Below are 11,998 nucleotides of genomic sequence, written 5' to 3'. Positions count from 1 at the left end.
CATATGGATAACAATTATGGCCATTTCATTTATGACCATGATAACAATTGGAATAAAGGCCGGATTTACCAAACCCAGGGGTTTGATTGCCGTAGTACCTATGATTTTGGCATTTGCTGCCCTTACTACACTTATCGTAGATCTTAACCGCCCTCAAAAAGGATTATTCAAGGTAGGGCAACAATCTATGATTTCCGTTCAAAAAAGCATGCAAGAAAATGCTAACTAACACCGGTGTTAGTAAGGTAATTTTTAAAATCGATTTTTCAATCTTCCTATTTAATTTATATTCCGTTATACCATAGGGCTTTAAAGTATGATAAAAGTCATTTTACTTTCTTAGTCAAACACCTACCTTTTAAGCTTAATCCAAAATACTAAATTATGACTTCCGATAAAAAAGATAAAAGCTCATGGGCTATAGGAGGTACTACGCTCATTGGTTTGGGAGTAGGACTTTTTTTTCTCCAGACTTCCCCTATATGGTTCGTGGCATGCCTGATTGCAGGCATAGGTGTAGGTTTGGTTTTGACGGCATTTTTATCCTCCAGAAATCGCTAGAATTGCTTAAATCGGGAATTCTTTCAAATCAGACATTTCAGCCTAATACTTCCCCTCGAAAAACTAAAGAAAATTTAGATGATCCATTTTTTTAGAAAAACAAGAAAACAATTATTTTCAGAAAACAGGTTTACTAAATATTTGTTTTATGCTATAGGTGAAATTATTTTGGTAGTCATCGGGATTCTTATCGCCTTGCAAATCAATAATTGGAACAACCAACGGATAGAAAGGCTAGAAGAAAAGAAGTCATATCGAAAAATAAAGCGACAGATTCAAGATGACAGAAAGGAGCTTGCCGATGTAAAAGCATTTAATACCTATTTCTCCGCTACCTATAAACACGCTAATAAGATTATAAGGAAACAGGATTATAGTAAATCCGATTCACTGGCTCTTATCGCCATGGGATTGTCCCAATATTCAGACTTCAATAGCAGCGGTACAATTTATCAGACTTTAGTTAATAGTGGAAATTTAAAACTCTTAAAAAATGATGAGATTACCAGTTTAATTCAGAAATTGGAAACTACCTACATTTTTGCAAACAAACTGGAATCTATTCACTGGGAGATTATTATAAATGAATTGTCCCCTGCACTAAAAGGCGTAGTAAATTTTGACGCATTTAGAGCTGTACAACCTGAAAAGCTTTATGAGGTGGAAATGCAAAATATTTTTGTGGAAAGTATTTATCTAACCTCGGCAAAAGACTCTGTTTATAGTAAAGCATTGCGAGAAATAGATACAATTATTGAATTAATAGATACAGAACTGGGTGCTGAAAAAGATTAATTACCATTAATTTGTGGTTTAATCAAGTTGTTATAAGATTCGAGGTGGTCAGTACCAGACCTCCCTTAATTTTGATTGAATTCAATTTATAAATAGTCTTGGTTTTTAAAATTCTGTTGTACATTTAATTCTTCACCAAAACTGCCTTGCATGAAAAACATATTTCTATTAATATTACCTCTCTTCTTGGTCTTTGGTTGTAAACAGGAGAAGGAGAAGAAGGAGACAAATGAAAGCTTGCCGCGTATCGCAATTGCCGGATTAGCCATTGAATCGAGTACATTTTCACCCGCTTTAACTGATGAAGAGGCGTTTCATGCAAGGGTTGCAGAGGATGTGTTCTCATTCTATCCTTTCCTGGACATGGATTCTTTAAACAGAAATCGGGCTGAATGGATTCCAACTTTAAGAGCTCATGCTCTTCCAGGAGGGATGGTCACCCGGGAAGCCTATGAATCTTTAGTCTCAAAGACCCTGGATATGTTGGAGAAGAACAGACCCTATGACGGTTTATTTTTTGATATTCACGGAGCAATGAGTGTGGAAGGACTCGAAGATCCTGAAGGAGATTTTATAATTCGTGTTCGGGAAGTTGTGGGAAAGGAAACCCTTATTTCCACCTCTATGGATTTACACGGCAATGTCTCCCGGCGTCTTGCGCAACATTCCGATCTTATTACATGTTACCGCATGGCACCACATGAGGATGCCATTGAATCTAAAAAACGAGCGGTTAACAACCTTTTAGACCGACTTGAAAACGGAAAAGGGAAACCGGCTTATAAAGCCTGGATTCCTGTTCCAATTCTATTACCGGGTGAAAAAACCAGCACAAGGATAGAACCTGGAAAAAGTTTATATGCCAAAGTGGAGCCTGCTACCTTAGACGAAAGTATTGTTGATGCCGCTATTTGGATAGGCTATGCATGGGCAGATGAACCTCGAAATCATGCCGTAGTAATGGTTATAGGAGATGATAGGGATAAAGTTGGCAAAACAGCAGAAGATCTGGCAAGTTATTTTTGGGAAGTTCGATCAGAGTTTGAATTTGTAGCCCCTACCGCGACCCTGGAGGAAAGTTTGGATATGGCCATTGCGAGCAAAAAGACCCCTTTTATGATTAGTGATATGGGAGATAACCCTACAGCCGGTGGTGCAGGTGATGTAAGCTGGACTCTAAAAGAAATATTAGTACGCAGTGAATTTAAATCCGACCAAGGTCCCTCACTTATTTATGCTTCTATTCCGGGTCCCAAGTTGGTCGAAAAAGCTGTTATAGCAGGTGTCGGAGCCAAAATAGAAGCCCAAGTAGGTGCAGAAATTGATGATAGATTTGCACCACCCGTTCTTTTATCCGGAACCATTACAGCCATTGAACATGGAGACACACATGCTGAAACTGAAGTTGTTGTAAAAGTGGGAAGTGTTCACGTAATAGTTACCAAAAAACGTAAACCCTATCATAAAGAAGCCGATTTTACAAATTTAGGACTGAATCCACGCAACACGGATATAGTAGTGGTTAAGATTGGGTATTTGGTCCCTGAATTATATGATATGCGTGGAGACTGGATAATGGCACTTACCCCAGGGGGTGTAGATCAGGATCTTGAACGCCTTGGCCACAAGAATATTTTGAGACCAATGTATCCGCTAGATAAAGATATGCCCGAACCCAATTTAAAAGCACGCTTTATACCCCTTTCCCATAGTACTCCTTGAAAGCCTAAGTATCAAAAAAGGAAGAAAAAAGATCGGTTATTATCTGTTTAAGGCAAAATATATATTATTTGAAAAGTACCGTAATAAGCAAGGCCGTTTTTCATACATTTAATACTAAATAAGTTAGTTGTTAGGACTATCTTATCCATGAATAAAGCACCAACCTTTAAAGGAAAAGAACCATGAAAATAACCTTATCAGTTTTGCTTATACTTTCGCAACTGCTACTAAGTGGCCAAAATACAATAGAAACGATAGAGGAAATCAAATTAGATCAGATTGAGGCAAATTCCATGAATAAATTTTGGCTCAAAATTCTTGAAAATGGAATGTCTCAGCCCATTTCTATTCCTTTAATTATCGCAAAAGGAATAAAACCCGGACCTGTCTTGGGGATGACAGCGGCCCTCCATGGAAACGAATTAAACGGTATTTCAGTAATTCATCAGGTTATGGATGAGTTAGACCTCAAATCTCTGCAAGGAACTATTATTGCCATTCCCGGTCTAAATGCGATAAGTATTCCTCTGCACCAACGAAGGTATTTTGATGAGGAAGATCTGAACAGAAACTTTCCGGGGAAAGAGAAAGGAAACAGGTCACAACAATACGTATGGCAAATTGGACAAAAAATCCTTTCTAAGGTAGATTATCTAATAGATATGCATACTGCTAGTTTTGGAAGAGAGAACACATTTTATGTGCGTGCTGATCTTAGTGATACTACCATGGCAAAAATGGCCTTACTTCAGAATGCGGACATCGTATTAAATAATAAGGGTGTACCAAGTGCCAACGAACAAATTTCAGCTACGCGAACCATGAGAGCAGAAGCCGTACTAAAAGGAATTCCAACAATTACTATCGAATATGGTAACCCACAGGTCTTTCAACCTGAAATGATTTCAAGGGGTAAAGCAGGTATTCAGAATATTCTGAGTTGGTTAGCTATGAATTCAAATCCTATAGTAACAAACAAACCTGCGGTTATATGTAAAAAATCATATTGGATTTACACAGATAAGGGCGGATACCTTGAAGTAATGGTAGCCTTAAACCAAAAAGTGAAAAAGAATGAACGAATCGCGGTTATGAGAAATCCGTTTGGAGATCTTGTTGAGGAATATTTCTGTCCCGAAAATGGTATAGTCATCGGAAGAAGCAGTAATCCTGTTAATATGAACGGTGGAAGAATTATACACCTGGGAATTCTTCAAATCTCTACCGAATGATCCCTTGGTTAATAAGCGGTTTTACTGTTATTGCCGTATACTTTTTGGACCGATGGGAGAATAGGCATATAAAATCCCTGTTTGATTGGTTTCCAGCCATATTATTTGCTTACCTAATCCCAGCCGGAATATCTGCACTAATGGGAAAAGATTTTTCCCAAGATGAAATTCATGAATACAGTAAGCTCTATTTCATTCCATTGGCAATAATTGCTGTGATGAGCAGTTTGTCTTTTCTTCAGCTAAAATCCATTGGATGGAAGCCTATTGCCGTGTTTATCGCTGGTTCTTTTTGGATCGCGGTATTCCCTGTAATTCTTGCACTTTTTTTAGTTGATAGTGAGTTAATCTCAGAATTATTTGTCAAACATGAGTATTGGAAAGGCGTCCCCCCAATTGTAGGCGGATGGATAGGTGGCAGTACAAGTCAGTTGGTGCTGAAAGAGTTGGTAGAATGTCCGGAAAACATTTTCTTAACGGTTTTGGTAATGGACAATATTCTTGTGAATATCTGGACCATATTAATGTTTCAGGGAATTAAAGAGAGTAATTTTTTAAACAGGAAACTAAAAATTACAAATTTGTCCATGCCGGAAACCATGGAGAAGTCTGAAGGGAAAAAATTAAACCCCCTATTCATTTTTTTGATGTTAACGGTTTTTGTAATTATTACCAATGCTTTAGTCGACAGTTTTGTAATAAAAATCATTGTTTTATCTGTTATTGGTATACTCCTGAGTACTATAATTAAAACGTGGAATTTTGCTTTTGTTTTAAAATTTGGAGGTATCCTTATACTTGTTGTGATGGCTGTTCTTGGACTGAAACTAAAATTTAGTCTGGTCGAATTTGAATTGGGGTTTTTAGGATTTATGATAGTCTGGCTACTGAGTCATTTTATCATCTTACTTTTGGTCGCAAAGCTCTTAAACGTTAATACAGCATGGGTGCCAATAGCCAGTATGGCCAATGTTGGGGGCATTGCTACTGCACCGGCAGTTACGGCTGCTTATGAACCTAAGTGGATGCCTCATGCAATTATTTTGGCAATTCTGAGTATGGCCACAGGAACATTTTGGGGTATGCTCACTATTTTCCTTTTGAGGAATTATTTACTCTGATATGATTAAAACCTTCCCCAATTAGCAAATTCTTAAATCCATAATTTTATTGCGCATAGGTAGCTTGTTCCAGAAGGAAATATAGTAATTTTAGATGAGGCCTTATCAGGATTGCAAAAGCCCTCCGGGTTATTTTATTCAAATTCAACGTTAATATCTTAATGATTTAAGCCTAATGCAATGAGAGAAACTTTAATACAAAACAAGGCAAATGCCATAGCTTTTTACAAAATGGCCTATAACGGAAATCCCGATAAAGCCGTGGAATTATATGTTGGTGCAGAGTACATACAGCACAATCCATTGGTTGGCGATGGAACACAACCGTTTATTGATTATTTTAACAGAATGGCAAGTGAGTATCCCGACAAATCAATAGAAGTTGTGAGAGCAGTAGCTGAAGGCGATTTGGTAGCCCTTCATACCCACCAGATTTGGCCGGAAAACGACCAATATGTTACTATGGATTTTTTTAGGTTTGACAATAATGGGAAAGTTGTGGAACACTGGGATGCTATTCAACAAATTCCAGACACTTCGGCAAATAAAAATACGATGTACTAGTCATAAGAAGTAAATTACTTTCAATATTAGATGAACAAACTAAGAGAACTCATAGCTAAAAATATAGCCGGCAAAAAGGTTGCTTTCCTTTTCGTACTTACAAATCTTATTTATGCATTTATGCTTTTAGTGACCATTCCAAAAACGGTTGCCTATTCGGGTGGAATGAAATTGCTGGATATGATGCCACAGGGTTATGGTTCGGAATATGTAAATGAACTCTTCGGTAAACTCGGCCAGGAAGGGCGGGATGCTTATTTATTTAATCAGATCCCGGTTGATATGATATATCCTTTACTTTTTGCGATAACCTATTCCCTGTTAATTGCCTATTTCCTAAAAAAATTAGATAAATTAAACACTTCCTTTTTCTTTTTGTGTCTGATCCCAATAATTGCCGGAATAGCCGATTATCTGGAGAATATCGGGATAGTTACCATGCTCAATAGTTACCCGGATCTCTCAGTAGCACAAATCAGTACAACAAATATATTTAGTATTATAAAGAGCGTATCTACAACGCTGTTTTTTATAGTTCTGATTGTTATTATTATACTGGTTGCCATTAAGTGGTTAAAATTAAAACGATCAGGTGAATAATAATAATTTGCCACCCAGCTTCCATTACATATTAGAACTTTCTGAATCCTGATAATAGTCATAGGATTTATTAATCAACCTATGGATTTTTGACAATATTAAATGTCTGTAAATAAATGACCTATATTGATTACTACAAGGTTCTGGGTTTAAATAAAAAGGCCACCGAAAATGAAATAAAAAAAGCCTATCGGAAAATGGCCCGTAAATATCATCCCGATTTGAATCCGAATGATAAAGAAGCTGAACGCAAGTTTAAGGAAGTTAACGAAGCTAATGAGGTGCTGAGTAACCCTGAAAATCGGAAAAAGTACGACAAATACGGGAAAGACTGGAAACATGCTGAAGAATTTGAAAAAGCACAACAACAGCGGCAATATCAAAGAGGCAGCAGCCAAAGGACCACCGGCCGGTTTTCAGAAGAGGACTTTTCAGACTTTTTCAGTTCTATGTTTGGTGGTGGTTATCAAAGAAGAAGTGAGGTAAAATTCAGGGGGCAGGATTACAATGCAGAACTACAACTCGAATTGGAAGATGTCTATAGAACTCACAAACGTACCCTGACAGTTAATGGCAAAAATATTAGGTTAACTATTCCTGCCGGAGTAAAGAATGGCCAGGTCATCAAAATTAAGGGTTATGGAGGTGAAGGAATTAGCGGTGGCCCAAAAGGAGATTTACATATAAAATTTTCAATCCTTAATCATTCAAGATTTAAACGCGATAAAGACAATTTGTATACAACGGTTAAGTTAGATTTATATAAAGCCCTTTTAGGAGGTGAAGTAGTTATAAACACTTTTGATGGTAAAGTAAAATTAAATGTAAAGCCGGAAACCAAAAACCTGACTAAAGTAAAGTTAAAGGGGAAAGGCTTTCCCGTATATAAAAAAGAGGGTCAGTTTGGGGATCTGTACATTACTTATCAGATAGAAATACCCACAAATCTGACTAATAAGGAAAAGGAATTGTTTAAGGAATTGGCAAAACTAAGATAGTTATGGAACTAAAAGATTTTATTCCAATTGTCCACCTGTGCGAGCATTACAGTGTGGAAACTTCATTTTTTGATGAACTCCATGAAGAGGGTTTAATTAGTATTACTACCCTTGAACAGACTTCCTATCTTCATCAGGATAGAATTAGTGATGTGGAAAAGATGATTCGAATCCACCAGGAATTAAATATAAATACTGAAGGTATTGATGCGGTTTTTAACCTCCTTCAAAAAATTGATAGATTACAAAGTGAATTGAATAAGCTTCATGATAGGTTGCGTTTATATGAAAATGATTTTTGAGAATGTATTAATTCAAACAGTTTATAAATACTAAAAAGGGTTATAACAAATAAATTTTAATATTATGAAATCTTTGGAGCTCGTAAAACAATGGCTGGAAGCTCATCCTTCATGGGCAATTTTTATAAAATACATTGTCCTGGTGCTTTTGGTAATTGGGTTTATTCAATTCCTCAGAAGATTCATCCGTAAAAATTTACCAAACTCCAAAGTTAAATATAGATCTCAAAAAGGAATAGAGGTAATCGGTTATTTGGTCTTGATTATTTTAACACTATCCTATTTTACCGGGAATATTAAGGACTTTACATTAGCAATCGGGCTTTTATCAGCAGGTGTTGCAATAACCCTCCAGGAGCTGATCTTAAGTATTGCGGGGTCTTTGTATATTTTCTTTGTAAAAGTTTACAAACCTGGTGATAGAATAGAGATAAATGGAATTAAAGGTGATGTCATTGATATCGACAGTATTTATACCACAATGATGGAAATTGGGGAATGGGTTAGCAGTGACAATTACAGTGGTAGAATAATTAAATTGAGTAATGCATTTGTTTTCAAAGGCCCCATCTATAATTATTCTATGGATTTCCCTTTTATTTGGGATGAATTTAATTTACCTATTAGGTATGGATCAGATATTGAATTGGCAAAGGATATTATTATTAAAGTAGCAACTGAAAATTTGTCTGAATATGTAACAAATTCCATTGCCAAATGGAAGGATGTTGTTGATCGATACTATATTGAAGATGCCAAGGTTGAACCTACTCTGGCCATAACCATGACAGATAATTGGATTCAGTTCAACCTCAGATACATTGTAGATTATAAAAAAAGGCGGGTTACAAAACATATTCTAAGTGAACTAATAAGTAAAAAGTTTGAAGAAACAAATGGTCAAGTAGTTTTGGCTTCTTCGACCGTTGAAATAATACGAATTCCAACAATAAATATTAACGAAAAAGATATAACTCAAAGAGACAATGACATTTCCTAAACAGCATTTTATCCGCTTCTTTTTACTTTCACTACTAATTTCATGTAACTCACCTCAAAAAGCAAGGATAAAAGTTGAATCGGATTCCAGGTCCATCTCAAAAACCTATAAAGAACCTGTTTTTACAACAGATAATCGTTTAGAGAAGATAAAGGGCATTACTCCACAAATGCATGCATTGATCGAAGAGCATGCCAAAGGGCGTCACATACCCGGAGTTGCCTATGGGATTGTTGTTGATACTAATCTGGTAATTGCCTCAGCTAAAGGGCTGTTGGATATAAGCAATGAAATTCCCGCAACCACAAGTTCTGCATTCAGAATTGCATCTATGAGCAAAAGTTTTACTGCCATGGCAATTATGAAATTGCGCGATGAGGGCAAACTATCACTTAGTGATCCTGCAGCAAAATATATCCCGGAAATGGGTGTATTAGAATATCTGACTGCAGACTCCCCCGACATAGATATTGAAAACCTGATGACAATGACCGCGGGTTTTCCGGAAGACAACCCATGGGGAGACCGCCAATTGAATGAAACGGATCAAATGCTCATGGACCTTCTTACGGATGGCATATCATTTTCTAACCCGCCCTCCTATACATTTGAATACAGCAATACCGGATATGCCTTGTTGGGCAATATAATCAGCCGTGTCTCCGGAATACCCTACCAGCAATATATTAAAGAGAATATTTTAATGCCACTTGGCATGAAACATACCTATTGGGAATATACCAATATCCCAAAAGAACAATTAGCTATTGGATACCGGTGGGAAGACGACCAATTGAAACTGGAACCAATGCTGCATGACGGATCTTACGGAGCAATGGGAGGCCTAATTACATCCATAGAAGATTTTAGTAAATATGTTAGTTTTCACCTTTCTGCCTGGCCACCGAGAAGCGATCCGGATAAGGGGCCTGTTAAACGAAGTACACTTAGAGAAATGCATACTCCGCAATTTCCCTATTTAAATACGAAGGCGACCGATTTTAACAATAAGCCATGTGCCACAGTAAGCGGATATGGCTACGGATTAGGGATCCATACTAATTGCAATGGCCTGAAGTTGGTCAGGCATGGAGGCGCCTTGCCGGGTTTTGGGAGTAATTATGTCTTCTATCCCGACTATGGAGTAGGGATAATGGCCTTTGGCAACCTTACCTATACGGCTCCATGGCCACTTAAAAAAATTGAAAAATTACTATTCGAGACCTTGGAATTAGAACCCCGTAAACTTCCTATATCAGATATTTTAAGAGCGCGACAACAACAAGTTGAACGATTAATTAAAGAATGGAGTCCTGAATTGGAACAGGATCTGCTGGCAGAGAATTTTTATATGGATAAATCGCGTAAGCACCGTATGGCAGAAGCAGAAGAAATTTTTAATAGCGCCGGCACAGTTCTGGATACAGAAGAAATTACTCCTTATAACCAGCTGCGGGGCAGTTATAAAATAAACACGGAGAAAGGAGTCATTGATGTCTTTTTTACCCTTACCCCGGAAAAAGAAGCGAAATTACAGCAACTTACTTTATCATTTGAACCTAACTCTCAAAAAAAGTAAAGAGCGCCAGGACGCTCCTTACTTTAATTAAGAATTTAAAGGTTAAACCTATTTTTGTTTTTGGTTGATTAGAATTTCACCTTATGAAACTATTCTATCAACTCTTCAATTTTCTTATTTATATTTTGCTTTGCTAAAAATTCCTCTATAACTTCTTCAAGACCGGGCTTCCCAATAGATTGAAGGTCATAAAAAACTCTTGTACTTGGCTTTCTAATAGTTATCACCCTGTTTAAATCAATAGGGGTGCCAATAACTACAGCTTCGCAATCACAGCTATTGATGGTAACTTCTAAATCCCTAAGTTGGTCAACCCCATACCCCATGGCCGGTAATAATTTGCCAATTTTCGGATAAGTTTCAAAAGTATCCTCTAATTGCCCAACCAGATAAGGCCGTGGATCTACCACTTCTGAGGCTCCAAATTTTTCTGCAGCCAATGTACCGGCTCCAAGGGTCATACCTCCATGGGTTAATGTTGGGCCGTCTTCTACTACCAGAACCCTTTTATTCTTTATAACTGAGGGATCTGCCACACGTATTGGCGAAGCGGCATCAATCACAATTGCTCCCGGAACAACCTCTGAAATTACTTTTCTAAGCTTATTAATATCTTTTGGACGAGCACTGTCTATAACAGCAATATGTAAATCAGGTACATAGAATGGAAAATCGTTGTTTCCACCATCCCATACAATAATGTCACAACCATCCGGATCATTTTCAGCAGCCCTAACTATATCTTCATAATCCACACCGGCGTAAATAACATTTCCTCTTACAATATGGGGTTCATATTCTTCCATTTCTTCAATGGTGCAGTCGTATTTCTCCAGGTCCTCCAGACTGGCATAACGCTGTACCCGCTGAGCTTCAAGATCTCCGTACGGCATGGGGTGCCTTATAGCCACAACCTTGAGCCCGTTTTCAATAAGGATCTCAATAATTCGTCTGGCAGTCTGGCTTTTTCCACAGCCAGTGCGCGTAGCTCCTACACTTATTATGGGTTTAGTACTTTTAATTGAGGTTTCTTTTCTGCCCAACAATACAAAATTTGCACCTGCAGTATTTACCAATGCACTTTTATGCATTAGTTCTTCGTAAGAGATATCCGAATAAGAAAAAACAACATCGTCAACTTTAAATTCAGTAATTAAGTTTGTCAGGTCTTTTTCATCATAAATTGGAATGCCATCAGGATATAACTCTCCTGCCAGTGATGCCGGGTATTTACGATTTAAAATATTTGGAATTTGTGCTGCGGTAAAAGCTACTACCTCATAGCTCTTATTATCTCTGAATACAGTATTGAAGTTGTGAAAATCACGGCCGGCAGCTCCCATGATAAGGATTCTTTTTTTTATCATGTTCAATTATTTTTGGAAACATTTAATCTTTCTAAAGTATGGTAAGAATTATGTTTAACAAATGATAAAAGTCATATTCAATTCCCTTTTATAAAACCTTTATAAACACAGTTTATCTCAAGTAATTGCCCAATAGATTTGACAGATGCCATTTAAT

At 37.2% G+C, this 11,998-nt stretch carries 13 protein-coding genes; 12 read left to right on the top strand and 1 reads right to left on the bottom strand.

Annotated elements, in window-relative coordinates; all coding sequences use genetic code 11:
- The 12 genes from Q0X89_RS05435 to Q0X89_RS05380 all read left to right on the top strand — a co-directional run.
- Window positions 1-229: hypothetical protein (locus Q0X89_RS05435; protein ID WP_297691915.1), on the top strand; the 229-nt coding region annotated here is incomplete at its 5' end.
- A gap of 155 nt (window positions 230-384) precedes the next feature.
- Window positions 385-561 carry a hypothetical protein gene (locus tag Q0X89_RS05430; RefSeq protein WP_297691914.1) on the top strand — a complete coding sequence of 59 codons (177 nt, stop codon included), beginning with the start codon at window positions 385-387 and terminating at the stop codon, window positions 559-561.
- Between the two features lie 78 nt (window positions 562-639).
- A complete protein-coding gene (locus Q0X89_RS05425) occupies window positions 640-1,356 on the top strand; it encodes a DUF6090 family protein (protein ID WP_297691912.1) in 717 nt (238 codons plus the stop codon).
- A gap of 150 nt (window positions 1,357-1,506) precedes the next feature.
- The gene (locus tag Q0X89_RS05420; RefSeq protein WP_297691910.1) at window positions 1,507-3,078 is read left to right on the top strand and encodes a M81 family metallopeptidase; all 1,572 of its coding nucleotides are present in this window, start codon (window positions 1,507-1,509) and stop codon (window positions 3,076-3,078) included.
- A 182-nt stretch (window positions 3,079-3,260) separates the two neighbouring features.
- Window positions 3,261-4,310, top strand: a complete 1,050-nt coding sequence (locus tag Q0X89_RS05415) for a succinylglutamate desuccinylase/aspartoacylase family protein (protein ID WP_297691908.1) — start codon at window positions 3,261-3,263, stop codon at window positions 4,308-4,310.
- Complete coding sequence (locus Q0X89_RS05410) at window positions 4,307-5,431, top strand: DUF819 family protein (RefSeq protein ID WP_297691906.1); 1,125 nt, start codon at window positions 4,307-4,309, stop codon at window positions 5,429-5,431. The genes Q0X89_RS05415 and Q0X89_RS05410 overlap by 4 nt, the downstream gene beginning before the upstream one ends.
- Before the next feature lie 180 nt (window positions 5,432-5,611).
- Window positions 5,612-5,995, top strand: a complete 384-nt coding sequence (locus tag Q0X89_RS05405) for a nuclear transport factor 2 family protein (protein ID WP_297691904.1) — start codon at window positions 5,612-5,614, stop codon at window positions 5,993-5,995.
- A gap of 30 nt (window positions 5,996-6,025) precedes the next feature.
- Window positions 6,026-6,595 (top strand): hypothetical protein, encoded by a 570-nt coding sequence (locus Q0X89_RS05400; RefSeq protein WP_297691902.1) that lies wholly within the window; start codon window positions 6,026-6,028, stop codon window positions 6,593-6,595.
- Between the two features lie 116 nt (window positions 6,596-6,711).
- A complete protein-coding gene (locus Q0X89_RS05395; protein ID WP_297691900.1) occupies window positions 6,712-7,593 on the top strand; it encodes a J domain-containing protein in 882 nt (293 codons plus the stop codon).
- A 2-nt stretch (window positions 7,594-7,595) separates the two neighbouring features.
- Window positions 7,596-7,895 (top strand): chaperone modulator CbpM, encoded by a 300-nt coding sequence (locus tag Q0X89_RS05390; RefSeq protein ID WP_297691897.1) that lies wholly within the window; start codon window positions 7,596-7,598, stop codon window positions 7,893-7,895.
- Window positions 7,896-7,959: 64 nt separating this feature from the next.
- Window positions 7,960-8,895 (top strand): mechanosensitive ion channel domain-containing protein, encoded by a 936-nt coding sequence (locus Q0X89_RS05385; protein ID WP_297691895.1) that lies wholly within the window; start codon window positions 7,960-7,962, stop codon window positions 8,893-8,895.
- Window positions 8,882-10,474 carry a serine hydrolase gene (locus Q0X89_RS05380; RefSeq protein WP_297691893.1) on the top strand — a complete coding sequence of 531 codons (1,593 nt, stop codon included), beginning with the start codon at window positions 8,882-8,884 and terminating at the stop codon, window positions 10,472-10,474. Before Q0X89_RS05385 ends, Q0X89_RS05380 begins: the two co-directional genes overlap by 14 nt.
- 89 nt (window positions 10,475-10,563) lie before the next feature.
- On the opposite strand, the gene Q0X89_RS05375 is transcribed toward Q0X89_RS05380, so the two are convergent.
- Complete coding sequence (locus Q0X89_RS05375; RefSeq protein WP_297691891.1) at window positions 10,564-11,841, bottom strand: GTPase; 1,278 nt, start codon at window positions 11,839-11,841, stop codon at window positions 10,564-10,566.
- Window positions 11,842-11,998 lie beyond the last annotated feature (157 nt).

It is taken from the genome of uncultured Eudoraea sp. (genome assembly GCF_947258525.1).
GTDB lineage: Bacteria > Bacteroidota > Bacteroidia > Flavobacteriales > Flavobacteriaceae > Eudoraea.
Note: the sequence above shows the minus strand (reverse complement) of the source record. Positions and strands in the feature narration are given on the sequence as shown.